Source organism: Citrobacter sp. Cb041, assembly GCF_030336655.1.
In the GTDB taxonomy this organism is placed as follows: domain Bacteria; phylum Pseudomonadota; class Gammaproteobacteria; order Enterobacterales; family Enterobacteriaceae; genus Citrobacter; species Citrobacter braakii.
The window spans coordinates 241,707-265,381 of the sequence record NZ_JAOWDD010000039.1 but is presented as its reverse complement, the minus strand read 5'-3'; the positions used below and the strand labels follow the sequence as shown (position 1 = coordinate 265,381).

The 23,675-nt window shown below is 48.1% G+C and carries 23 protein-coding genes; 17 read left to right on the top strand and 6 right to left on the bottom strand.

Annotated elements, in window-relative coordinates; translation table 11 throughout:
- The first annotated feature begins 26 nt into the window (after positions 1–26).
- The 7 genes from OGV52_RS14245 to OGV52_RS14215 all read left to right on the top strand — a co-directional run bounded on the left by OGV52_RS14245 (position 27) and on the right by OGV52_RS14215 (position 7,186).
- Positions 27–2,654 carry a fimbria/pilus outer membrane usher protein gene (locus OGV52_RS14245; protein WP_052137993.1) on the top strand — a complete coding sequence of 876 codons (2,628 nt, stop codon included), beginning with the start codon at positions 27–29 and terminating at the stop codon, positions 2,652–2,654.
- Positions 2,655–2,717: 63 nt separating this feature from the next.
- On the top strand, positions 2,718–3,287 hold the full coding sequence (locus OGV52_RS14240; RefSeq protein WP_103766200.1) for a fimbrial protein: 570 nt from the start codon (positions 2,718–2,720) through the stop codon (positions 3,285–3,287).
- Between the two features lie 15 nt (positions 3,288–3,302).
- Positions 3,303–3,914 carry a fimbrial protein gene (locus OGV52_RS14235; protein ID WP_047498930.1) on the top strand — a complete coding sequence of 204 codons (612 nt, stop codon included), beginning with the start codon at positions 3,303–3,305 and terminating at the stop codon, positions 3,912–3,914.
- Between the two features lie 145 nt (positions 3,915–4,059).
- Positions 4,060–4,626, top strand: a complete 567-nt coding sequence (locus OGV52_RS14230) for a fimbrial protein (RefSeq protein ID WP_047498928.1) — start codon at positions 4,060–4,062, stop codon at positions 4,624–4,626.
- Between the two features lie 16 nt (positions 4,627–4,642).
- Positions 4,643–5,257: a fimbrial protein gene (locus OGV52_RS14225; RefSeq protein WP_287108677.1), complete on the top strand. Its 615-nt coding sequence runs from the start codon at positions 4,643–4,645 to the stop codon at positions 5,255–5,257.
- Positions 5,258–5,331: 74 nt separating this feature from the next.
- Positions 5,332–5,937, top strand: a complete 606-nt coding sequence (locus OGV52_RS14220) for a fimbrial protein (RefSeq protein ID WP_047498925.1) — start codon at positions 5,332–5,334, stop codon at positions 5,935–5,937.
- Positions 5,930–7,186 carry a fimbrial protein gene (locus OGV52_RS14215; RefSeq protein ID WP_080981763.1) on the top strand — a complete coding sequence of 419 codons (1,257 nt, stop codon included), beginning with the start codon at positions 5,930–5,932 and terminating at the stop codon, positions 7,184–7,186. The genes OGV52_RS14220 and OGV52_RS14215 overlap by 8 nt, the downstream gene beginning before the upstream one ends.
- Positions 7,187–7,248: 62 nt before the next feature.
- On the opposite strand, the gene OGV52_RS14210 is transcribed toward OGV52_RS14215, so the two are convergent.
- Together OGV52_RS14210 and yeaG are read right to left on the bottom strand one after the other, a co-directional pair.
- Entirely contained in the window at positions 7,249–8,532 is a 1,284-nt protein-coding gene (locus OGV52_RS14210) for a YeaH/YhbH family protein (protein ID WP_047498921.1), read from the bottom strand.
- Between the two features lie 123 nt (positions 8,533–8,655).
- The gene (gene yeaG / locus OGV52_RS14205; RefSeq protein ID WP_047498919.1) at positions 8,656–10,590 is read right to left on the bottom strand and encodes a protein kinase YeaG; all 1,935 of its coding nucleotides are present in this window, start codon (positions 10,588–10,590) and stop codon (positions 8,656–8,658) included.
- Positions 10,591–11,024: 434 nt separating this feature from the next.
- Between yeaG and OGV52_RS14200 the strand changes: the two genes are divergently transcribed.
- From OGV52_RS14200 to OGV52_RS14185, 4 genes are all read left to right on the top strand, one after another.
- Entirely contained in the window at positions 11,025–11,771 is a 747-nt protein-coding gene (locus OGV52_RS14200) for a MipA/OmpV family protein (RefSeq protein WP_047498918.1), read from the top strand.
- Positions 11,772–12,350: 579 nt separating this feature from the next.
- Positions 12,351–12,593, top strand: coding sequence for a hypothetical protein (locus tag OGV52_RS14195; protein ID WP_019076610.1), 243 nt, complete (start codon positions 12,351–12,353; stop codon positions 12,591–12,593).
- A 10-nt stretch (positions 12,594–12,603) separates the two neighbouring features.
- Positions 12,604–12,957, top strand: a complete 354-nt coding sequence (locus OGV52_RS14190; RefSeq protein ID WP_287108675.1) for a hypothetical protein — start codon at positions 12,604–12,606, stop codon at positions 12,955–12,957.
- 178 nt (positions 12,958–13,135) lie between these two features.
- Positions 13,136–13,990 carry an aldo/keto reductase gene (locus OGV52_RS14185; RefSeq protein WP_047498916.1) on the top strand — a complete coding sequence of 285 codons (855 nt, stop codon included), beginning with the start codon at positions 13,136–13,138 and terminating at the stop codon, positions 13,988–13,990.
- A 95-nt stretch (positions 13,991–14,085) separates the two neighbouring features.
- On the opposite strand, the gene OGV52_RS14180 is transcribed toward OGV52_RS14185, so the two are convergent.
- On the bottom strand, positions 14,086–14,970 hold the full coding sequence (locus tag OGV52_RS14180) for a D-hexose-6-phosphate mutarotase (RefSeq protein ID WP_131348412.1): 885 nt from the start codon (positions 14,968–14,970) through the stop codon (positions 14,086–14,088).
- 199 nt (positions 14,971–15,169) lie between these two features.
- Entirely contained in the window at positions 15,170–16,165 is a 996-nt protein-coding gene (gapA, locus tag OGV52_RS14175) for a glyceraldehyde-3-phosphate dehydrogenase (protein ID WP_003030697.1), read from the bottom strand.
- A 341-nt stretch (positions 16,166–16,506) separates the two neighbouring features.
- Between gapA and msrB the strand changes: the two genes are divergently transcribed.
- Together msrB and OGV52_RS14165 are read left to right on the top strand one after the other, a co-directional pair.
- Positions 16,507–16,920: a peptide-methionine (R)-S-oxide reductase MsrB gene (gene msrB / locus OGV52_RS14170; protein WP_049282061.1), complete on the top strand. Its 414-nt coding sequence runs from the start codon at positions 16,507–16,509 to the stop codon at positions 16,918–16,920.
- A 42-nt stretch (positions 16,921–16,962) separates the two neighbouring features.
- Positions 16,963–17,238, top strand: coding sequence for a YeaC family protein (locus OGV52_RS14165; RefSeq protein WP_016152817.1), 276 nt, complete (start codon positions 16,963–16,965; stop codon positions 17,236–17,238).
- A 44-nt stretch (positions 17,239–17,282) separates the two neighbouring features.
- Here OGV52_RS14165 and yajD read toward each other — a convergent pair whose 3' ends face one another.
- Positions 17,283–17,627, bottom strand: a complete 345-nt coding sequence (gene yajD, locus OGV52_RS14160; protein ID WP_003832478.1) for an HNH nuclease YajD — start codon at positions 17,625–17,627, stop codon at positions 17,283–17,285.
- Positions 17,628–17,720: 93 nt separating this feature from the next.
- Positions 17,721–18,974, bottom strand: a complete 1,254-nt coding sequence (gene chiD, locus OGV52_RS14155) for a chitinase ChiD (RefSeq protein WP_181220526.1) — start codon at positions 18,972–18,974, stop codon at positions 17,721–17,723.
- Positions 18,975–19,268: 294 nt separating this feature from the next.
- Between chiD and OGV52_RS14150 the strand changes: the two genes are divergently transcribed.
- The 4 genes from OGV52_RS14150 to OGV52_RS14135 are packed head-to-tail and all read left to right on the top strand — an operon-like array spanning position 19,269 to position 23,674.
- The gene (locus OGV52_RS14150; RefSeq protein WP_016152819.1) at positions 19,269–20,345 is read left to right on the top strand and encodes a zinc-binding dehydrogenase; all 1,077 of its coding nucleotides are present in this window, start codon (positions 19,269–19,271) and stop codon (positions 20,343–20,345) included.
- A 27-nt stretch (positions 20,346–20,372) separates the two neighbouring features.
- The gene (locus OGV52_RS14145) at positions 20,373–21,752 is read left to right on the top strand and encodes an MFS transporter (protein ID WP_047498907.1); all 1,380 of its coding nucleotides are present in this window, start codon (positions 20,373–20,375) and stop codon (positions 21,750–21,752) included.
- Between the two features lie 17 nt (positions 21,753–21,769).
- On the top strand, positions 21,770–22,813 hold the full coding sequence (locus tag OGV52_RS14140) for an NAD(P)-dependent alcohol dehydrogenase (RefSeq protein WP_047498905.1): 1,044 nt from the start codon (positions 21,770–21,772) through the stop codon (positions 22,811–22,813).
- Between the two features lie 24 nt (positions 22,814–22,837).
- Positions 22,838–23,674: a ketose-bisphosphate aldolase gene (locus tag OGV52_RS14135; RefSeq protein WP_016152822.1), complete on the top strand. Its 837-nt coding sequence runs from the start codon at positions 22,838–22,840 to the stop codon at positions 23,672–23,674.
- Position 23,675 lies beyond the last annotated feature (1 nt).

Here is a 23,675-nt window from a genome sequence, read left to right as displayed (position 1 = left end):
TCACGATGGAACGTTCGGGTTTTTCTATGGATATGTTAATTAGCGATCGTTTTCGTTTGTCGAGTATTGCTAGCACATTTATTTTATTGAATGTTGTCGGGACAGCGAATGCTACTGAAACCCCTGCACAAAATAGTGTTTCGCCTGCATCATCAGTAGAAAATTCTAATGTGCAGGAAAAAGAAGAAAATAAAGAAAGTGAGGAAATCGGTACTGAAGATGAAGAGGTAGAATTTAGTAATATCTTTTTATCTAATCAGCCAATAGACGTTAGCCGTTTTTCCAAAGGAAACCCTGTTACCGCCGGGAAGCATTACGCAACCGTTGTACTTAACGAGCGCGAAATGGGTAAGTTTGAAATTCAGTTTGATGAAAACCCAAAAGATCCGTTACGTGCAATTCCTTGCCTGAGCCTGAAAGAATTGGCGAATTTTGGTGTTGATCCTGGTGCCATTAATGTTTCTGGCGCAGAGGCGGAAAGCTGCATTTCGCTGAAAACCCTGATCCCCCAGGCTAAATGGAAAATGGATATCAACGATCAGCGTTTTATGCTGAATATTCCACAGGCCATGGTACTGGCAACACGTCCTGATGAAGTGCCGGATACGCTCTGGGATGACGGCGTTAACGCGGCGTTTGTCGGTTATAACACCAGTTATTATCGTTCAAGTTACAGTGGGGTTAGCTCTGATAGCGCTTGGGTCGGCCTTGATGGTGGACTGAATTTACTGGGCTGGCGCGTCCGTGTCCGTGGCGACGCGAACTACACAAAAGACAGTGGAACAACGTTCGACAGTTCGAACCTGTACGTGGAACACGATGTCGCGCCGCTGAAGTCACGGCTACGGGTCGGTGAGATCTATAGCAGCAGCACCTTTTTTGATGGGTTTCCATTACGCGGCGTGACGCTGAGCAGCGACACGCGAATGCTGCCAGACTCCCTGAACAGCTTCCGTCCGGTTATTCGTGGGGTTGCGGAGTCGAATGCGAAAATTATTATCAGCCAGGCTGGCACTAAAATATTAGAAACAACCGTGCCGCCGGGAGCATTTTCGATTGACGATTATAATCCGATCAGCTCCAGCGAACAGCTTGACGTTACGATTCAGGAGGCGGACGGTCGGACGCGTCAGTTGATTATACCTTTCAATGGCAGTGGGCAGCTGCTTTACCCAGGGGTCAGCCTTTATTCGCTGGCGGTGGGGGAATATAACGGATCGAGCAGCGCAGAGAAACCTGTTGTCACCCAGGGAACCTGGCAATACGGTCTGAATAATTATCTGTCTTTATATACTGGTGCTGAATATATGTCGGGCTACTACTCTGCTCTCGGCGGGGTGGCGCTGAATACGCCGATTGGTGCAGTCTCAATAGACTTGACACAGTCGCATTTGTCAGCGGAAGAAGGCAGCCGGGAAGGGCAGAGTGTGGGGATTAAATACAACAGTTTTATCTCCTCGACAAATACCAGTTTCAATATTGCGGCTTACCGTTATTCGACAAAAGATTTCTATACGCTGAGTGAGGCAGTGGATCGACTATCGGAAACCGACTGGATGGACCTGGAGGATCGCCTCAAGTCACAGGTACAACTCAACGTCAACCAGTCGCTGGAAAATGGATGGGGCTCATTTTATTCTTCAGCGATGCTATCAGAGTATTGGCGTTCAGGACGCAAAGAGAAAAGTTATCAGTTGGGTTACAGCAACTCTCTGGGACAAGTCAGCTATAGCGTTTCCGTTAACCGTTACTACACTGACGGTAATGAGAAAGACGATCAGGTTTATTTGTCGTTTTCTATACCGCTTGGCGATCGTTCCGGTGATAAAGCGCCGCTGTTTGATTACCTGAACACCAGTTATACCCGAAGCAGCAAGGGAGACAGTAATTTATCGACCTCGACCTCGGGTTATAACCAGGATGCAGGCATGAACTATGGCGTCAACGCAAGTTATCGCCGCAACGGCTACGACGATAATAAGATTGAGAATATTGGGGCGAATGCCTCCTGGGATACCCGTTACGGTAGCTGGGGGGGGAACATATCTGCCGATACAGAGAACAGCCGTCAGATGTCTGTGAACGGCAGCGGTGGGGTTTTAATTCACAAGGGCGGCGTAACTTTCGGACGAACCATTAACGGTGACACGCCTGTTGCATTGATTGAGGCGAAAGGTGCGAAAGGCGCACTGGCGATGGGTGACAGGGCTGCGCGAATTAACAGTGCCGGGTATGCCTATGTTTCTAGCCTGTCACCTTACCGCTTTAATGATGTGAGTATCGATCCATCGAAAATGGAACAGGATACCGAATTAAAAGAGACATCGACGAAAGTTGTTCCGCGTGCAGGGGCTATTATTTATGTTCCTTTCGCTACGGACGATCGTCGCTCGGTATTTTTCCGTCTTAGTTTGAAAAATGGTAAAAATATTCCTCTGGGGTCTGAGATATTTAATGAAAATAATGAGGTCGTGGGCACGGTTGGACAAGGTGGTCGTGCCTTTACTCGAGGAATAGAGCAGTCCGGGACGTTATCTGTTATCTGGGGCGATAACACCGAAGAACAGTGTCGGTTTAATTATCAGTTACCTGAAACGACTCAGGAAGATATCAACAGTAAGACGTTGTCTGTCGATAACGTAATCTGTGATTAATAACATCATCGTTAAGTTAAGCCACATCAGCATTGATGTCTTTAATTAAAAAAGGAGTTTTTAGTGAATAAATTCAAATTAAAAGGGAAATCAGTATTCATTACGGGTTCCCTGTGTGCGGTGATGCTGAGTGGTTCTGCACTGGCTGAACGAGTCGACTTTACTGCAAGTACCCACATTAATCGTGGTACCTGTACGCTGGTAGTTACTGGTGGTGGCGATGGGTTGTTATTTGATTTTGGTGAAGTTACGCCAATTAGCGCATTTGCTGGTACCTTCGCCAAGGACGCAGAGTTTAAGCTCAATGACTGTGTGGCGGTAAATAATATTAACGTTTCTCTGTCTTCCGCTAATACAACCACTATTGCCTCGGGGACTTATGCCGGGAAATGGGTTGTACCTGCTAGCGGTGGCGCAACAGGCGTGGCGTACAAAACAGAAATAAGAAATGGTCGAACAGCAGCCTACTTCACTATTCAGGCGGATGGTCAAGTTCCCACTGGCACACAAAATTATGTAACAGACTGGTATATGGGTGTTAAAGCTACGTTAATTCCAACAGTAGCGTCCATTGCGGATATGGAAGCGGGTTCTTTGGCTTCGACCGCAGTTATAAACATTGCTTATCTGTAGGGAGGGACGCTTACAATGAAAAAAATTATCTCTGCGGTTCTGTTTTGCGCACCGCTTTCCGCTCTGGCGGCTGATGCAACGGTTGATTTAACCTTTAAAGGAACGCTGACCGCACCAACCTGTACGGCTTCTTTTACTGGTTCTAGTGGTGTGGATATTGCGTTTGGCAGCCTCAATGCATCTGATATCGTGGGGAAAGCGGAAGGGACGATTGTTCCAGCTGCGCCAGTCAAAAACGTCTCTCTGAAGTTCTCTGGCTGTAATAGTATCACTAATATTAAAGTCAATTTTGTTGGTGCATCCACTTCAGGTTATGGCTTTGTCCGTAAAGCGGTAAATTTCCGTGATACCAGTGATAGAGAGTCAGGTCTGGGGGTCGCATTACTCAAAAATGCCGACTCTACCTCGACTGATGATGCGGTTTACGTTAGTGCGGACAAAGCGGGTGAACCGACCGTTTTGTCACTGGCGACCCTGGCCAAAACGGGCGAAGTTTATACCTGGCCACTGTATGCCAAAATGGTAGTGACTAAAAACTCACTGCTTAAAGATTCTGCCGCTGTTAATACCAACAGTGCGGGAAAAGATCTTAAAGCAGATGTTTACGCAAATATTGTTTATGACTAATACCCGCTAGCGGGGTTGTGCAACACACTCTTTCAAATGCGGCGCGGGTGTTCGCCTTATAACACTCTTGCCGTATGAGGGGCAGGATATTTTCTGCCAAATTATTTGAGAGTAAAAAACTCTCTAAAATTAAAAAGGAATGATTATGAATAAGCATTTGGCGGGTAGGAAAGCCGCACTTATTTCAGGTTTGCTGTGCGCAGCGATGCTGAGTGGTTCCGCACTGGCGGAACGAGTCGACTTTACGGCAAGCACCCATATTAATCGTGGTACCTGTACCCTGAGTACGGGGACTGAAGGGCTGGTATATGATTTTGGCGAGGTGACGCCTGTTGTGGCATTTGCCGGGACAAGGAATATTGAGCAGTCATTCAAACTGAATAACTGTGTCGCTGTAAACAACATGACCCTTTCTTTGAGTTCCACCAGTACTACTGATATTGCCGCTGGTGCCTATAAAGGTAAATGGGTTATCCCTGCCACCGGTGGTGCGACAGGTGTGGCGTTCAAGACCGAGGTGAAAGACGATTCAACGGGGACCTATTATCCGATGCAGGCAGATAACCAAACGGTGAATACTGGCACAGATAAATTTGCGCCACAACGGAGTGTTTATATTAAGTCCACTATCGTGCCGACCGTTGCAGCGTATAGCAACATGGTTTCAGGTTCTCTGAACTCCACCGCTGTTGTAAATATTACTTATCAGTAAGAAAGGGACGCTTACAATGAAAAAAATTATCTCTGCGGTTCTGTTTTGCGCACCGCTTTCTGCTCTGGCAGCAGATGCAACTGTTGATTTAACGTTCAAAGGAACGCTGACCCAGCCAACCTGTAGTGCTGCATTTACCGGTATGGCGGGGGGGACAGATATTGCTTTTGGTAACATCAACGCATCCGATATTGTGGGCAAAGCAGACAATACTGTTATTACAGCAGCTCCGGTAAAAGATGTGTCCATACAATTGACGGGTTGTGGTGGCGGTATTACCCGTGTTTCACTAGATTTTGTCGGTACAGCACTTTCAGGGTATGGTTTTAACGGTACCGCGGCGTCTTTCGTGGATCCACTTAAAGCTAATGCATTATCTGGCCTTGGTTTTGCCATTTTCGATGATCAAACAAAAACATCGAATCTTGAAGCCATTAGCATGAAAGCTGGCGAATTAGAATATTTCGAGCTTGCCAACCTGACCAAGACAGGTGAAACCTATAAATTACCGCTGTATGCCAAAATGGTAGTGACTAAAAACTCACTGCTTAACACTTCTGCCGCTGTCAATACCAACAGTGCGGGTAAAGATCTTAGCGCATCTGCTTATGTAAATATTGCTTACGAGTAATACCGATAAAAGCGCGCGGTAGCGTGTATGCCGTGCGCTTTTTAATCTGATATGAATATTCTGGAGCGTTTACCGTGAGTGAGTTGATAATGAAAAGAAAGGGAATTATTTCATTAGCCTTTCTGATGACACCTTACTTTATGCCTGGGAATGCTGTCGCGGCGGACGGTATTATTGCTGACGGTAGTGGGTATGGCTTAAATTTTGGCGGTGAACTAATTCAAACAACCTGCGATGTCCGTTTCAATAGTGATGTATTGTTTTTATCACCCATCGGTGTAGGGGAATTTTCAGAACAACGGCTCTCTTCCCTGAGTAAAAATTTTTCGTTGATAGTTGAAAACTGTATATTGTCTCCGATAACCGCGTCGAACATTCGCATTAGCTTCGATGCGTTGGCGAGTAATGGTAAAGCCGCGCCCGGCATATTTACCAATCAGGCCGTCGACGGTTCTGGTCAACGTATTGATAACGGCGTGGGCTTTGCGGTATTTGACCAGCGGGATAATCAGAACGTGTTAGATAATACGGGTCAGAGTCGCCTTCTGACGTATCCGATTACCCCTCAGGCTCCGTTGGCGACACCGCGTGATTATTATGTCAGATATATGCAAGCGGGAACCGCAATCACCGCCGGGCAGGTGACAGCCACATTGTTAGTGAGTGCATTTTATGATTAAGTTGATTAGATCAAAACTACGTAGTTGTCACTATTCTTTACTGATACCCGCAGTCTGTTTATATATTGTTTCAGAAAATGCCTCTGCGGTAACAGCCTCTGCAACCCTAAATGGGGGAGTGCCAAATGTTAACTACACCATGCAGGTGGATAAGCTTTTTACCGGCACTGTCGGCTCGCTGGCCGAGCAGACAGAATTTAGTTCCCCTTCAGGTGCTATGAATTGGAGATTTCCGAACAAAACTAATACGTTGAATATTTTCGGCCCTCAGGTTTTTAAAGTTGATTTCACAAGTGCAGTAGACACGTCCAGTACCACAACGTTTGGCGGTATTAAATATTATAAGGTAAGTACAGACGTAGGGAGTAACATTCCTCTCTATGTCGCTATTAGACAAGGTATCTACGACAATACAGCAGACGCCATGAGTTACTATTTTGTACCCTATCTGGAACATAATAACTCGGTGACGGAGATACAGACCATGAGTAGTTACTCCGATTGTGTAAACACGTACAACAATACAGAAGATCCTTATACTTGTAGTCTTACTATTGATATCAATCAAAATGGTACAGTTTCCGGGCGTAATGGTACGATCTATTTTTATATGCCTAAAATACCGACCAATGATATAACGTTCACCGGTATAGAGATTGCCAGGGGCAAGATCCATTCAGCGTATTCAACTGATAGCTGGTACGCTGCCCGCGATTATTCGAAAAGTGTTGTTGGTAGCCAAGGCTATGACTATTTTCACTTTTTTTTATCGGGTACTTTGAGGATGGATCAGTCCTGCCAAATTAGTAATGGTCCCGTCGTTCTGGAAGTGCCTCTGGGTAACATCGTCAGTTCGACGTTTACGACGAAAGGGGGAAAACCATCGGGGTATACGCCAAAACCCACAGTCCTGACATTTTCCTGTAAACGAGACATTGGCGATACCTACGGTGCGATGAAATGGTCAATTTCACCGACCTCAGCTAGCAGTGGTTCAGGGCTGGATGGCGTGCTGGTCGCGAAACCCAGCAATGGGAACACCATTGATGGGGTGGGGGTGAAAATCACCAGCGATTCTTCAGGAAATACGCCTGTTAAGCTAGGTGGTGATAATTTGCAAGGAGCAGAGGTCATTGGCAATAAGGCAATGGCGACGTTTTATGCCTACCCGACGATGACGACAGATACCAAGCCATCTGGTGGTGGCGATTTTAACGCGACGGCTACCGTAACCTTTGAAGTTCCCTGAGTGAATTCTGACAATCCCAGCGTCTGCTGGGATTGTCGTTTATCAGGATGGTGCTGATTCAGTTAATCTTTCACTGACGCGCCCTGTTTGTGAAAAAGCTCACGGAATACCGGATAAATATCATCCTGGTCGCGGATATGCTGCATAGCAAAGTTTTCAAACGTTGATTGCAGATGTTCGTATTCACGCCACAAGGTCTGGTGCGCGCGGCGGGTGATTTCGATATAGCTATAATATCGCACCATCGGCAGCAGTTTTTTCGCCAGAATCTCATGACACAACGGGGAATCATCCGCCCAGTTATCACCGTCCGAGGCCTGTGCGGCATAGATGTTCCACTGGGCTGGGTCGTAACGGTCTTTTACCACTTCATCCATTAACTTCAGCGCGCTGGAGACAATGGTTCCCCCGGTTTCCTGAGAGTAGAAGAACTCGTGCTCATCCACCTCTTTCGCCTGGGTATGGTGGCGAATATAAACCACTTCCACGTTTTTGTAGGTCCGACTCAAGAACAGATACAGCAAGATATAAAAACGCTTGGCCATATCTTTGGTCGACTGATCCATTGAACCGGAGACGTCCATCAGGCAGAACATCACCGCCTGGCTGGAAGGATCGGGCCGTTTTTCATAATTCTTGTAGCGTAAATCAAAGGTGTCGATAAACGGCACGCGTTCGATTTTTGCCCGTAGTTCGGCAATCTCTTTGCGTAACCGTTCCTCTTCCAGCAACTGCGCTGGTTCACTTTTCGCGATGGTTTCCAGATCCGCTTCGAGCGCATGCAGTTCGCGACGCTTACCAGCCGTCATCGCTGTGCGGCGCGCCAGTGAGTTTTGCAGGGAGCGCACCACGCTAATGTTGGCAGGCACGCCGTTAGAGGTGAAACCTGCCCGGTGCGTTTTGTACTCCGTTAACTGACGCTGCTGATTCTGCTTCAGGTTAGGAAGTGCTAAATCTTCGAACAACAGATCGAGATATTCATCTTTAGAGATCTGGAAGACGAATTCATCCTGACCCTCGCCATCCTGGCTGGCCTGGCCTTGTCCGCTTCCTGAACCACCGCCGCCGCCCTGCGGGCGTTCAATGCGGTCGTTCTGCACAAAATGGTCGTTACCCGGATGCACGCGATGGCGCAAGCCGCCACGCCCCTGATGGAACATCGGTTCGCTAATATCATCAGTCGGAATAGAGACAGATTCGCCGCTATCCACATCAGTCACCGAACGCTTGTTAATGGCCTCGGAGATCGACTGTTTAATTTGCGATTTATAACGGCGTAAGAAGCGCTGGCGGTTTACCGTGCTCTTGTTTTTGCCGTTAAGACGCCGGTCAATAAACCAGGTCATAAGCCCCCCGTACTGCATTTGCCAACTTTATGCTACATCAGTAACGCCGGATGCGCTGAGCATATCCGGCCTACGGATGTGTATTGTCGGCCCGGCAAGCGTATGCGCCTCCGGGCACTTATTTTAAGACGATTTACGTACGCGCAAATACCATTCGCACAGTAAACGCACCTGTTTACGCGTGTAGCCTTTTTCCATCATCCGGTCGACAAAATCGTCGTGTTTTTTCTGCTCGTCAGTTGAGGTTTTTGCGTTGAACGAAATGACCGGCAGCAGCTCCTCGGTATTGGAGAACATTTTCTTCTCAATGACCGTGCGCAGTTTTTCGTAACTGGTCCAGTTTGGATTGCGACCGCTGTTATTCGCTCTGGCACGCAGAACAAAGTTGACGATCTCGTTACGGAAATCTTTGGGGTTACTGATACCCGCCGGTTTCTCAATTTTCTCCAGTTCTGAGTTCAACGACTCGCGGTCAAACAGCTGACCGGTATCCGGGTCGCGATACTCCTGATCCTGAATCCAGAAATCCGCATAAGTGACATAACGGTCGAAAATGTTTTGTCCATATTCGGAATAGGATTCGAGATAAGCCGTCTGGATCTCTTTGCCAATGAACTCAGCATATTTCGGGATCAGATAGCCTTTCAGGAACTCAAGATAACGTTCTGCCAGATCCTGCGGGAACTGTTCGCGCTCGATTTGCTGCTCCAGTACGTAGAACAGATGCACCGGGTTAGCTGCCACTTCGGCGTGGTCAAAGTTAAACACGCGTGAGAGGATCTTAAACGCGAAACGCGTCGAAAGACCGTTCATTCCCTCATCGACCCCGGCGTAATCCCGATACTCTTGATAGGACTTCGCTTTTGGATCGGTATCTTTCAGGCTTTCCCCATCGTAAACGCGCATCTTCGAGTAAATGCTCGAGTTCTCAGGTTCTTTCAGGCGAGAAAGAATGGTAAAGCGAGAGAGCGTTTCCAGCGTGCCCGGTGCGCAAGGCGCATGGGTCAGCTCACTGTGGTTAAGCAGTTTTTCGTAAATTTTGATCTCTTCGGAGATCCGCAGGCAATAAGGCACTTTGACGATGTAAACACGGTCAAGGAACGCCTCATTGTTTTTATTATTACGGAACGTCACCCATTCGGACTCGTTCGAGTGGGCAAGAATAATTCCGTTAAACGGCAGGGCAGAGATACCTTCTGTCCCGTTGTAGTTTCCTTCCTGGGTTGCGGTCAGCAAAGGATGCAGCACTTTAATCGGTGCTTTAAACATCTCAACGAACTCCATTATCCCCTGGTTTGAGCGGCACAGTGCGCCCGAATAACCGTAGGCATCAGGATCGTTCTGGGCGTGGTGTTCGAGTTTACGAATATCCACTTTCCCGACCAGCGCAGAGATATCCTGGTTGTTTTCATCACCAGGTTCCGTTTTGGCGATAGCGATCTGCTCCAGAATAGACGGCCAGACTTTGACAACGCGGAATTTTGTAATGTCCCCGCCAAAATCATGCAGACGTTTTGCAGCCCAGGGCGACATGATCGTACCGAGATAACGACGCGGGATCCCATACTCTTTTTCCAGGATCTGCGCGTCTTCCTGTGGGTTAAACAGGCATAACGGATGATCGTTTACCGGGCTACGTTCGCCGTTGGCGCTCAGGACATAAATCGGTACTCGCTGCATCAGCGACTTCAGTCGCTCAGCAAGAGATGATTTCCCCCCTCCCACAGGCCCCAGCAGATACAGAATCTGCTTCTTCTCTTCCAGACCCTGAGCCGCATGCTTCAAATAAGAAACAATCTGCTCAATGGCCTCTTCCATGCCATAAAACTCTTCAAAAGCGGGGTATCGTGCAATCACCCGATTCGAAAAGAGTCGAGAAAGACGAGGTTCGTGGGCAGTGTCGACCATGACAGGCTCACCAATAGCCATTAATAGCCGCTCTGCCGCATTGGCATAAGCGCTGCGATCTTGCCGACAAGTGGTAAGAAACTCCTGCAGCGTGAACTCTTCGTCCTTGGCAGCTTCATAACGCTGGCGATAGTGATCGAATATATTCATGGTATGCCGTCCTTTCGTTTTTTTAGCACATGTTAAGAGCCGTTCATATGAATAGTAGAGGCCCCTGAAGAGGTAAACTGAACGACGTCGCTGCTGAAGAAATAAGCAACTCTCATGCCATTGTGGTGGTCAGGAGATCAACGTATTCGGTGATACACCTTCTAAAATTAAGCGTAGATGGCATTTGCAAAACTTGCCTGTGTGCGCAAATGAATTTCAATGGCATATCAATAACTCATCAGCAAAAAAAGCATGTCTTTTGTAAATATATGGGGCAGGATTCATGCGGTGTTCACTGTCCTGCAAGCAAAATGTCATCACTCGCTGAGAAATTAGGGGGTTACATTCTGGGGCGAATCCGTAAAATAGTTGGGCTGAAGCGTATTGACGGTTAAACTTTGACCGCTACACATTTAAATAAGGAATTATTGACTGTGACCAAACTCAAACTTCTGGCACTTAGCGTGCTTATTGCCACTTCCGCTAACGTCGCACAGGCAGAGAGCAACCTGACGCTGGGCGCAGGCGTTGGTGTGGTTGAGCACCCTTACAAAGATTACGACAGTGACGTTTACCCGGTCCCGGTTGTGAGTTATGAAAGCGATAACTTCTGGTTCCGTGGTCTGGGCGGTGGTTACTACCTGTGGAATGACGATATCGATAAGCTGTCGGTGATGGCCTATTGGTCGCCAATGTACTTCAAACCGGGTGACAGCGACGACAACCGTCTGCGTAGTCTGGATAAACGTAAGAGCACCATGATGGCTGGCCTTTCTTACATTCACAACACGCAATACGGTTTCCTGCGTACCAGCCTTGCAGGGGACACGCTGGATAACAGCAATGGTATTGTATGGGATCTGGCGTGGTTATACCGCTATACCAATGGCGGTCTGACGTTGACTCCGGGGATTGGTGTCGAGTGGAACAGTGAAAACCAGAATGAATACTATTATGGTGTTTCACGCCATGAATCTGCCCGTAGCGGCTTGCGTAGCTACGATCCTGAAAGCTCCTGGAACCCGTATCTGGAGCTCAGCGCAAACTATAACTTCCTGGGCAACTGGAGCGTATACGGTACTGCGCGTTATACCCGCCTGTCTGATGAAGTGACAGACAGCCCGATGGTGGATAAATCCTGGACTGGTCTGATTTCAACGGGTGTTACCTACAAGTTCTGATGCCACTGCGTGTCAAACACTCGCCCGCAGAGATGCGGGCTTTTTTGTGCATATCAGAGATGAATATTGATCCAAAACATGTGATTTGATTTTTTGTGCTGTTTTGGCATTACATCGGCCGCAACAAATAGTTAACGTATTTTTCCTGCCGCAATTACCAAAATTAAACCTGTTGTTTGATGAGACTGAAATCTATTCGTTTGTGAATGGAAGAGTATCTGTACAGTTTCACGAATCATTGTTCTGGGAGAGTGATTTCTGGTTTCGCAATATATTGATAATATTCTATTTTATAATCACGGTATAATTTTATCGTGAAACTCTCGCCACTAAAAATAGCAAGATAACTATTTTATTATTTTTGTGTAACGATGAAAGTTAACTTTCATTTGAAAAAAATAAAATCATTAAGTTAATTTTTATTTTACATCTTTTAGGTATTTATCTGAAAAAATTAAAATTGACATTAAATAAGCGATTGCAGATATTACTCCAACTTAATAAGTAAAGACAGTAACGCTGCATGGCTCTGATATTAAATGTCATGTGGTTTTCTTGCGAATAAACCTGGTAGAGATAATGAAAAAGTTAATCATGATAGCAGTGATGGGTGGGATTCTGACGGGATGTTCCACCGAGGCTTCACGCATGAGTGCTTGCGAAAGCAAGGGCGTGAGCCGCGATGCCTGCTATATCGCTGAGCAAAACCGTCAGGCGACAATCAATGCCGTAGCTGAAAAACAAGCTATGGAGAACGCGCAAAACGTATATAACTCAAATGATACTAATTCCAGTCATCACCACAAACACAATAATTATTAAGGTGTAACTTATGAAGAAATTAATGATTATCGCTGCACTGGTCGCAACATCTGCGGCTGCACCAGCCTATGCCATCAGCGAGGCTTACCGTCAGCAGTTACAGCATGAACATAAAACGATGGTCAGCGATGCTAATGCTCCGGTGCACGCCAGTAAAATCACACCCGTGCATGTGAATAAACTGGGCGTAGACTTTAAACGTGGCGCTGATGGTATTGCTTATATTAATGGCAAAGCTGCGGCAAATGATGAGAACAATGCAGACGCTCAGTCTTATAGCGCGGGCTTGATTTCCGTCATCGTCTATAAAAACGGGAAAATTAACGCGATGAAAGAGGGGAAATATTTAGGTCGCTTAAAATAACCGCAGTGCAGTTTAGATTTTCTGTCATTTGGCCCGGGCGCATTGTTTGTTCCCGGGTTTTTTATTGCCGTTGCCATAGCGGTCAACTTCCAATCTTAGAAGGTGCAATTTGTGCACCCTAACAGGACACATGCCAGTTGTTTTGCTTTACTGTGGTGCATTAACACAGGAGGGTGCGATGACAGCGAAACAGGTGATGTTTACAAAGCAGGTATCGCTGCCTGCTATTGGGCAGGGAACATGGTACATGGGCGAGGATCCTGGCCGACGCCGGGAAGAGGTTTCAGCGCTGCGGGCTGGTCTGGATCTCGGTCTGCGGTTGATTGATACCGCCGAAATGTATGCAGATGGTGCAGCGGAAGAGGTAGTGGGTGAAGCATTAACCGGGCGTCGTGATAGCGCTTTTTTAGTCTCGAAAGTATACCCCTGGAATGCCGGTGGTCAGAAAGCCATTGCCGCCTGTGAAGCGAGCCTGCGTCGACTAAAAACCGATTATCTGGATCTCTATTTGCTCCACTGGACGGGCAGTTTTTCATTTGCTGAGACCGTTGATGCCATGGAAGCACTCATTGCGCAGGGGAAAATCCGCCGCTGGGGCGTCTCTAATCTCGATTACGATGACATGCAGGCATTATGGCAAGTCACTGGTGGGCGGGAATGTGCCACTAACCAGGTGCTTTATCATTTAGCATCGCGCGGTATTGAATATGATTTACTGCCGTGGTGCCAGCAGCAGCAGATGCCGGTCATGGCTTACAGTCCGCTGGCTCAGGCGGGGCGATTGCGCGGTGACTTGCTTTCTCACTCTGTGGTGAACGACATCGCGCACGCGCACAATGTTAGTGCTGCGCAGATTTTGCTGGCATGGGTGATCCGTCTGCCGGGCGTGATGGCGATTCCAAAAGCGGCAAGCGTAGCGCATGTCGAACAAAATGCCGCCGCGCTGGAGATAACGCTCTCTGTTGATGAGCTGAAGCAGTTAGATAAGGCATATCCAGCGCCAAAGGGTAAAACGGCGCTGGATATGGCCTGATTTGCCGAATGGCGATGCTCACGCTTCTTATCCGGCCAACGCAATGTTTGGTAGGCCGGATAAGGCGCAAGCTCCGTCAGGCAACTGACACAATTTTAGCGTTTAGCAACGCGGATAGTTTGTGCGAGGCGTGATGGTTTTTCTTCGCGGGTTTTCTGCGGCGCGGTCGCGTAAGCCGTCTCTACGCAAACAAACGTTTTATAGCCATCATCCGGCATGTCGCCCATGCTAACGGACAGCGCCGGGCCCGGGTTCCAGCCCACGACATTCAGATGGTGGTGATGGACGACGTCGATATTGCGGTTGAGCGCATCATCATGGATAACGCTGCACGCTTGCGGATTCAGATAGACACGATCGGTGCGGTCCGGGAAGGTCTGGATACCATCAGCCAGCACATCTTCTTTAGCATCATTCACTTTGTCGATCAGGCGATCGCCAAGTCCACTGACTTTTACTGCCGCAATGTCACCGACGTTGAAATAGGTATGCAGCGCAGAGGTGGTTTCAAATTCACCGTGGGCTTCCAGTTCCATTTCACAGGTGGCACCTACTTTGAAACGGGCCAGCAGGCAGAACTCGTGCGGCCATAGCTGACGCGTTTCAGCGTTGCTTTGCAATTCAAACGTTAGCGCCACGCCATTGTCGTCTTCGTTGTGCGCTTTCAGCGTCCATGGCAGGTTGCGGGCAAAACCATGAGAAGGCAGGCCCTGCTGAGCAGCCGGACCAAACCACGGCCAGCAAATTGGTACGCCGCCACGCAGCGCTACGCCGGTTTTAAACGGGGTATTGTTACTTAGCCACAGGACTTCCTCTTCGCCGTTGGGTTTCCAGGAAAGAAGATGTGCGCCCTGCAGTGCGAAAGATGCTTTAACCTGTGGATGATCGACCACAAGAATCTCAAGTTCATCAAGCTGGCGGCGGGAGAGGACCGGGGTAATTTGTTCGATTACCGGAAGTGCAAAAATTTTATTAATCATTATGCAATCCTTTTTTTTACCCTAAATAATTCGAGTTGCAGGACGGCGGCAAGTGAACGATCCCGATGAGCTTACAGAAGTAAGTGATTCGGGTGAGAGAGCATTGCCAACACACCGGTAACTTGAAGTATGACGGGTATCTTCAGGCAAAAAAAAGAGCGACCTGAGTCGCTCTTACAGATTACTGTTTCATCTCAACTTATTTGGAGATGTGAGCAATCAGGTCCAGAACTTTGTTGGAGTAGCCGGTTTCGTTGTCGTACCAGGATACCAGTTTCACGAAGTTGTCGTTCAGTGCGATACCAGCTTTAGCATCGAACACGGAAGTGCAAACTTCACCGTTGAAATCGGTAGATACTACGTCGTCTTCGGTGTAACCCAGAACGCCTTTCATCGGGCCTTCGGAAGCAGCTTTGATTGCTTTCTTAATTTCTTCGTAAGAAGCAGCTTTTTCCAGACGAACGGTCAGGTCAACAACAGATACGTTCGGGGTAGGAACGCGGAACGCCATACCAGTCAGTTTGCCGTTCAGTTCTGGCAGTACTTTACCTACAGCTTTAGCAGCACCGGTAGAGGACGGGATGATGTTCTGGGATGCGCCGCGGCCGCCGCGCCAGTCTTTGTGAGACGGGCCATCAACGGTTTTCTGAGTAGCGGTGGTCGCGTGAACAGTAGTCATCAGACCTTCGATGATGCCGAAGTTGTCGTTGATAACTTTAGCCAGCGGAGCCAGGCAGTTAGTGGTGCAGGAAGCGTTAGAAACGATGTCCTGACCTTCGTATTTGTCAAAGTTAGCGCCTTTAACAAACATCGGAGTGTTATCTTTGGACGGACCAGTCAGAACCACTTTTTTCGCGCCAGCAGTGATGTGCTTACGAGCGGTTTCATCTGTCAGGAACAGGCCAGTAGCTTCAGCTACTACGTCAACACCAACTTCGTCCCATTTCAGGTTAGCCGGATCACGTTCAGCGGTAACACGGATTTTTTTACCGTTCACGATCAGATGACCGTCTTTCACTTCAACGGTACCGTTGAAACGGCCGTGAGTGGAGTCATATTTCAGCATGTAAGCCATGTAGTCAGCGTCTAACAGGTCGTTGATTGCAACGATCTCGATGTCAGAGCGTTCTTGAGCAGCACGGAAAACAATGCGACCGATACGGCCAAAACCGTTGATACCTACTTTGATAGTCATATATTCCACCAGCTATTTGTTAGTGAATAAAAGGTTGCCTGTAAAATTACAAAAACCTTACGCAGCGTCAAGCGGAATCGTGTCAATCATTGCGACAAATCAATCTGCTGCTTAAGCTTTGCGCAACTGACTCGCCTCACTCTTCCTTTGGGCTTGAAACCACATGGGGTCGGCGGCCCGAATTTTAAAGGGCAATCAAGATAAAAACGTGATTGTGATCACGAATTGCAGGCTGCCATTTCGCACGGATCAAGTTTAGAACAAAAGTTCGCACTCTGGTGTTAATGTTTTGTTAGAATCTGTCTCGCGATGTGAGTTTAGATAAAGCGAGATGTGAGCAAATGGCTAATCAACCTTCTCCAGAAGAACTAAAAAAAAATTTAACCGAAATGCAGTTCTACGTGACGCAGAATCACGGGACAGAACCGCCATTTACCGGGCGTTTGCTGCACAACAAGCGTGACGGCATCTACCACTGTTTGGTCTGTGACAAACCGCTATTTCGTTCCGAGACAAAATATGACTCTGGCTGCGGCTGGCCCAGCTTTTACGAGCCTGTCAGCGCAGAGTCTATCCGTTACATTAAAGATACTTCACACGGTATGCAGCGCATTGAAATCCGCTGTGGTAACTGTGATGCGCACCTGGGGCATGTCTTCCCGGATGGTCCGCAACCTACCGGTGAACGTTACTGCGTTAACTCAGCCTCTTTGAACTTCACCGATGGTGAAAACGGTGAGCAGACCAAAGGCTGAAGAAACGATTCAGCAAATTATTCTACGGAGAGTGGATTTAACATGAATCTTGATGAGATGATCAACAGCATGACGCCGGAAGTTTATCAGCGCTTATCAACTGCCGTTGAACTCGGAAAATGGCCGGATGGCGTGGCGCTAACGGCAGAACAAAAAGAGAACTGCTTACAGCTGGTGATGTTATGGCAGGCGCGAAACAATATTGACGCGCAGCATATGACGATTGATACCAATGGTGAGATGGTGATGAAGAGTAAGCAGCAGTTGAAAGTGGAGTTTGGTATTACGCCCGAACCCATTGCGACGTTTAAATCCTGATTACTCAGGCCCGGCAAACATCTATGTCGGGCCCGCAGTTGAAGTTATTTCTTGTTCATCATCGCCTTCAGATCGGCGAACGGATTATATTTCGCTTCGCCCACCGCTTTCTGCGCATCTTCGCCTGCAACCACCGTTGAACCATACTGGTCCGCTTCCGTATATTTGGAATGTTCGTGATCGTGGCAGTACAGGCACAACATTTCCCAGTTGCTACCATCTTCCGGGTTATTGGAGTGATCGTGATCGATATGGTGTACCGTCAATTCGCGCAAATTTGAGTACACGAACTCACGGGAACAACGTCCGCAGACCCAGGGGAAGAGTTTAAGCGCCTTTTCCCGGTAACCGACTTCCAGACGGGCGTAATTTTTAGGGATAAAAGCCATAAAGCTCATGCCTCCAGTAGAAAATGAAAAGCTGCGCCAAAAGCTGGCGCAGCAGAATGCGATAATCATAACCTATTGTGTCAGGCGTTGGGATCAGTGTTTGATGCCTAACGAATCGGCTAACTGCTTCGCCAACTGGTTTTGGTCATCCGCACCGTATTCCCAGAACATGGCGCCTCCCAGCCCTTTGCTCTTGATGTAGTCAGCCTTGATCGCTACCGAGCGCGGGTTTTCATAAGAGAGGGCAAAGAGCGCTTTTCCATCCACAGACTGCACTGACAGCCACGGTACTTTTGCTTCATCATCCCAATGCTGGCTAAAGCGCTTCTGCGGATCGTTGATCAATTTCGCCACAATGTCGTTGTACTTCACATAGGTATCTTTGCTCAGATCGATGCCCAGTGATTTGAACAATTCAATTTGCGCGGGCCCGAAATAGGGCTGGGTAACAGGATTTTTCTGTGCGTCAGGTTTGCTCCAGTCAATGCCAGGCTCAACAGCGCGTTTCGGTACGCGACCATAAAAGCCAATGCCCAGGTTCATCTGACTCGCTTTTAGACCGGCAGCAAGATAGTTGTTGACCACAAAATCAGCGCTGTACTTATCCGCCGCGGCGACTGTCGGCCATTGTGTCGAATCGTACAGGTTCGAGTTGAAATACTGCGTACCGTAAGCCATGTCATAGGTCATCAGGTTTATGTAGTCGAGCGATGGCGCAATGGCTTTCACATCCACCCAGCTTTTCGGGCTTTCCGCATTTGCGCCCACGGCGATAGTCAGTAGTTTTTTATGCCCCAATGCGGCGCGGAGCTCTTTTAACAGCGCGGTAAAGTTAGCTCGGTCGGCCGGTTGACTTTCGACCAGTCCCCAGGCGCCGTTGACCGGGTATTCCCAGTCGAGGTCGATGCCATCAATGCCATATTTCGCAATTATCTCCTGAGCAGACTGAATAAACACCGCGCGCGATTCTTTCGTTGCTGCCGCGCCGGAGAATCCACGTGCCCCCCAACCACCGACGGAAAGCAATACTTTCAGGTTCGGATTTTGTTTACGCAGCTGTGGAATTTTCAGTAAATCATCCTGCACTTTCGGTGAAAGCCAAATCTGATGCAGTTTGCCGGCGTCTTTTAAGGCGTCATTGGTCTCGTCTTTTTCGTTGTTGTAGACAAGGCCAAACGAATAGTTGAGATGGGTTATCTGACGAACATCCAGTTTATTGATGTCGCCACCAGGACCGGCAGTGACGTCGCCGCCACCATTGAAGTAGCCAACTGACATCAGTGAACTGGCGGAAACAACGCTGGCGCAAAGCAGGGGTAATGCTGCCAACAAAGGCAATAGTTTCATCGGTGTTCCTCTTTGACATTTAAACAAGCAAACACGCCACGGAAATGGCGTGGCGAAAAAAACAGCACCTGCAGGTTAACAGTTTCATAACAGGAAAAATGCGAAGGTGTTCACGTCATTTTAACCAAGCGGCTGCTGTGTCTTTGGCTTTCAATTCATCTTGGCACTTATTTGTGATCTAAGTTGTGAAATGCAGATCATGATCTGTGTTTTAAAGATTTTGTGTTGACCTCAAAAATTATATGGATAAGTATGATGCCAGGTGATGCAAAACTAAACACAAAGGAAAATTCAATGAAAGCACTGGCAAGATTTGGCAAGAGCTTTGGCGGCTACAAGATGATTGATGTCCCGGAACCGATATGCGGCCCGGATGACGTAGTGATTGAAATCAAGGCGGCAGCTATCTGCGGCGCGGACATGAAACACTACAATGTCGACAGTGGGTCCGACCAGTTCAATTCGATTCGTGGTCACGAATTTGCCGGCCAAATTGTGCAGGTTGGCGATAAGGTTAAGGACTGGAAAGTCGGTCAGCGAGTGGTTTCTGACAACAGCGGGCACGTCTGCGGCGTTTGTCCGTCTTGCGAACAAGGTGATTTTCTTTGTTGTACAGAAAAGGTGAATTTAGGTCTGGATAACAATACCTGGGGAGGTGGGTTTTCGAAATACTGTCTGGTCCCTGGGGAGATCCTCAAAATTCACCGTCATGCGCTGTGGGAAATCCCAACAGGCGTTGATTATGAAGAGGCGGCTGTACTCGATCCCATCTGCAATGCCTACAAATCTATCGCCCAGCAATCCAAATTTCTTCCGGGTCAGGATGTGGTGGTTTTTGGTACCGGCCCGCTGGGACTTTTTTCGGTACAAATGGCGCGCATTATGGGGGCCGTTAATATCGTGATGGTCGGGCTGGAAGACGATGTCGCGGTACGTTTCCCGATAGCCAAAGAAATGGGGGCCACGGCTGTCGTCAACGGTTCAACCGAAGATGTGGTCGCACGTTGTCAGGAGATCTGCGGGAAAGACAATCTGGGACTGGTCATCGAATGTTCCGGTGCCAATATAGCTCTGAAACAATCTATCGAAATGCTGCGTCCTAACGGTGAAGTCGTCCGCGTGGGGATGGGCTTCAAACCTCTCGATTTTTCTATTAACGACATCACTGCGTGGAATAAAAGCATCATTGGTCATATGGCCTACGATTCCACTTCCTGGCGCAATGCTATTCGCCTGCTCGCTAGCGGTGCGATAAAAGTCAAACCGATGATCACTCACCGTATCGGCTTATCGCAATGGCGAGAAGGTTTTGACGCGATGGTCGATAAGACCGCGATTAAGGTCATCATGACCTACGACTTTGATGAATAACCCCATTTATTAAAGGAAGGTTCCCGGATGGAACAGATAGCAAAACCACACTGCGGCGCGAGGTTGGACAGGCTGCCTGACTGTCGCTGGCATACGTCTATGTTTGCCATGGTTGCCTTCGGATTACTGGTTTGCTGGAGTAATGCCGTCGGCGGATTAATTCTCGCGCAATTAAAAGAACTTGGCTGGACTGATAATTCCACCACCGCCACATTCTCTGCCATTACGACGGCTGGAATGTTTCTCGGTGCGCTCGGTGGGGGAATTATTGGCGATAAGATCGGGCGTAAAAATGCATTTATTCTGTATGAAGCGATTCATATTATTTCTATGATCGTTGGTGCGTTTTCACCCAATATGACCTTCCTGATCGCCTGTCGTTTTGTGATGGGAGTTGGATTAGGCGCGCTGCTGGTCACCTTATTTGCCGGGTTTACCGAATATATGCCTGGCAGAAATCGTGGCACCTGGTCGAGTCGGGTCTCGTTTATCGGCAACTGGTCTTATCCGCTCTGTTCACTGATCGCGATGGGGCTGACGCCACTTATCAGCGCGGAATGGAACTGGCGCGTACAGCTGTTGATTCCTGCGGTGCTGTCTCTCATAGCAACTGTTATTGCCTGGCGCAGTTTCCCTGAGTCGCCTCGCTGGCTGGAGTCTCGCGGGCGCTACCAGGAAGCCGAAAAGGTGATGCGGGCAATTGAAGAAGGTGTTATTCGACAGACCGGTAAGCCTCTTCCGCCAGTCGTGATAAAGGATGATGGTAAACAACCTCGTTCTGTACCGTACTCCGCCTTATTAACAGGTGTATTGCTGAAGCGGGTTATTTTGGGTTCTTTTGTTCTGATTGCCATGAACGTCGTTCAGTACACCTTAATTAACTGGCTACCGACAATATTTATGACCCAGGGTATTAATCTGAAAGACTCCATTGTCTTAAATACCATGAGCATGTTCGGTGCGCCATTTGGGATTTTTATCGCCATGCTGGTAATGGATAAAATTCCGAGAAAAACAATGGGGGTGGGGTTATTAGTGTTAATTGCTGTGCTGGGTTATATCTATTCGCTGCAAACCAGTATGCTGCTAATTACATTAATCGGTTTTTTCCTGATTACTTTTGTTTATATGTATGTTTGTTATGCCTCCGCTGTGTACGTTCCGGAAATATGGCCGACCGAAGCGAAACTTCGCGGTTCGGGACTGGCCAACGCTGTCGGGCGTGTCAGTGGTATCGCCGCACCTTATGCAGTCGCAGTATTACTTAATGGTTACGGCGTGACAGGGGTGTTTGTACTGCTAGGTGCGGTCTCCATTATTGTCGCCATTGCCATTGCTACCATCGGAATTGAAACCAAAGGCGTCTCTGTCGAAAGTCTCGGGATTGATGCAGTTACCAGCAAATAATATTGACGGGAAATAAAATGAAAAACTCGAAAGCGATATTAAAAACGCCGGGTACGATGAAAATTATCGCCGCTGATATTCCGGTGCCCAATGAGCATGAAGTGCTGATCAAAGTTGAATACGTTGGGATTTGCGGTTCAGATGTTCACGGTTTTGAATCAGGTCCTTTTATTCCGCCGAAAGATCCTAATCAGGAAATTGGTTTGGGGCATGAATGCGCCGGTACGGTGGTGGCGGTAGGGAACCGTGTAACCAAATTTAAACCGGGTGATCGGGTGAATATTGAACCCGGTGTACCGTGCGGTCACTGCCGCTACTGCCTGGAAGGGAAATATAATATCTGCCCGGACGTCGATTTTATGGCTACGCAGCCCAACTACCGCGGCGCGCTAACCCACTATCTGTGTCATCCGGAGAGTTTCACTTACAAATTGCCCGATAACATGGACACCCTGGAAGGTGCGCTGGTGGAGCCAGCGGCGGTGGGTATGCATGCTGCAATGCTGGCAGACGTTAAACCGGGTAAGAAAATCGTCATTCTTGGGGCGGGGTGTATTGGTTTAATGACTTTGCAGGCGTGTAAATGTTTGGGCGCAACCGAGATCGCGGTGGTTGATGTGCTGGAAAAACGTCTGGCGATGGCTGAACAACTCGGGGCGACAACCGTTATAAACGGTGCAAAAGAGGACACCATTGTCCGCTGCCAGCAGTTCTCTGGCGATATGGGCGCGGACATTGTTTTCGAAACTGCCGGTTCAGCCATAACCGTTAAGCAGGCGCCGTATCTGGTGATGCGCGGCGGGAAAATCATGATCGTTGGTACAGTACCTGGTGATTCCGCAATTAATTTCCTCAAAATTAACCGTGAAGTGTCTATTCAGACCGTTTTCCGTTACGCCAACCGCTATCCGGTTACTATTGAAGCCATATCCTCCGGTCGGTTCGATGTGAAATCGATGGTGACGCATATTTACGATTATGCAGATGTTCAGCGCGCGTTTGATGAATCCGTTAATAACAAAAGCGAAATTATTAAAGGCGTAATTAAAGTAAATCATTAATTTATCGAAAAGGGAGAAATAACTATGCTGGCAGATATTAAATATTGGGAAAATGATGCCCAAAATAAACATTATGCGATTGCTCACTTCAACGTGTGGAATGCGGAAATGCTAATGGGGGTGATTGATGCGGCGGAAGAATCGAAATCGCCGGTGATTATCTCTTTCGGTACTGGTTTTGTGGGTAATACCTCGTTCGAAGATTTTTCGCACATGATGGTTTCAATGGCTAAAAAGGCCTCGGTTCCAGTTATTACCCACTGGGATCACGGACGTAGCATGGAGATTATCCATAACGCCTGGACTCATGGTATGAATTCGCTGATGCGTGATGCCTCTGCCTTTGATTTCGAAGAGAATATTCGTCTGACAAAAGAGGCCGTGGATTTTTTCCATCCGCTGGGTGTGCCGGTCGAAGCTGAGCTGGGCCATGTGGGCAATGAAACGGTGTACGAAGAAGCGCTGGCGGGTTATCACTATACCGATCCGAACCAGGCGGCGGAGTTTGTCGAGCGTACCGGCTGCGATTCTCTGGCGGTGGCGATTGGTAACCAGCACGGCGTCTATACCTCAGAGCCGAAACTGAATTTCGACGTGGTTAAACGCGTGCGGGAAGCCGTATCCGTGCCACTGGTGTTGCATGGTGCGTCGGGTATCAGCGATGCGGATATCAAAAAAGCCATTTCATTAGGTATCTCTAAAATCAACATTCATACCGAACTGTGCCAGGCTGCCATGGTGGCAGTGCAGGAGAACCAGAATCAGCCCTTCCTGCACGTTGAACGTGAAGTTCGCAAAGCGGTAAAAGAGCGCGCGCTGGAGAAAATTAAATTGTTTGGTTCTGACGGTAAAGCGGAATGAC

Bases quoted from the DNA above. Each gene is read 5' to 3' on its own strand.
- OGV52_RS14190 (WP_287108675.1), top strand. From the start codon at position 12,604: ATGAAGAAATTAATGATTATCGCTGCACTGGTCGCAACATCTGCGGCT.
- msrB (WP_049282061.1), top strand. From the start codon at position 16,507: ATGGCTAATCAACCTTCTCCAGAAGAACTAAAAAAAAATTTAACCGAA.
- OGV52_RS14150 (WP_016152819.1), top strand. From the start codon at position 19,269: ATGAAAGCACTGGCAAGATTTGGCAAGAGCTTTGGCGGCTACAAGATG.
- OGV52_RS14145 (WP_047498907.1), top strand. From the start codon at position 20,373: ATGGAACAGATAGCAAAACCACACTGCGGCGCGAGGTTGGACAGGCTG.
- OGV52_RS14235 (WP_047498930.1), top strand. From the start codon at position 3,303: ATGAAAAAAATTATCTCTGCGGTTCTGTTTTGCGCACCGCTTTCCGCT.
- OGV52_RS14210 (WP_047498921.1), bottom strand. From the start codon at position 8,532: ATGACCTGGTTTATTGACCGGCGTCTTAACGGCAAAAACAAGAGCACG.
- OGV52_RS14185 (WP_047498916.1), top strand. From the start codon at position 13,136: ATGACAGCGAAACAGGTGATGTTTACAAAGCAGGTATCGCTGCCTGCT.
- OGV52_RS14225 (WP_287108677.1), top strand. From the start codon at position 4,643: ATGAAAAAAATTATCTCTGCGGTTCTGTTTTGCGCACCGCTTTCTGCT.
- yajD (WP_003832478.1), bottom strand. From the start codon at position 17,627: ATGGCTTTTATCCCTAAAAATTACGCCCGTCTGGAAGTCGGTTACCGG.
- OGV52_RS14135 (WP_016152822.1), top strand. From the start codon at position 22,838: ATGCTGGCAGATATTAAATATTGGGAAAATGATGCCCAAAATAAACAT.
- OGV52_RS14195 (WP_019076610.1), top strand. From the start codon at position 12,351: ATGAAAAAGTTAATCATGATAGCAGTGATGGGTGGGATTCTGACGGGA.
- chiD (WP_181220526.1), bottom strand. From the start codon at position 18,974: ATGAAACTATTGCCTTTGTTGGCAGCATTACCCCTGCTTTGCGCCAGC.
- OGV52_RS14165 (WP_016152817.1), top strand. From the start codon at position 16,963: ATGAATCTTGATGAGATGATCAACAGCATGACGCCGGAAGTTTATCAG.
- gapA (WP_003030697.1), bottom strand. From the start codon at position 16,165: ATGACTATCAAAGTAGGTATCAACGGTTTTGGCCGTATCGGTCGCATT.
- OGV52_RS14230 (WP_047498928.1), top strand. From the start codon at position 4,060: ATGAATAAGCATTTGGCGGGTAGGAAAGCCGCACTTATTTCAGGTTTG.
- yeaG (WP_047498919.1), bottom strand. From the start codon at position 10,590: ATGAATATATTCGATCACTATCGCCAGCGTTATGAAGCTGCCAAGGAC.
- OGV52_RS14180 (WP_131348412.1), bottom strand. From the start codon at position 14,970: ATGATTAATAAAATTTTTGCACTTCCGGTAATCGAACAAATTACCCCG.
- OGV52_RS14245 (WP_052137993.1), top strand. From the start codon at position 27: ATGGATATGTTAATTAGCGATCGTTTTCGTTTGTCGAGTATTGCTAGC.
- OGV52_RS14215 (WP_080981763.1), top strand. From the start codon at position 5,930: ATGATTAAGTTGATTAGATCAAAACTACGTAGTTGTCACTATTCTTTA.
- OGV52_RS14140 (WP_047498905.1), top strand. From the start codon at position 21,770: ATGAAAAACTCGAAAGCGATATTAAAAACGCCGGGTACGATGAAAATT.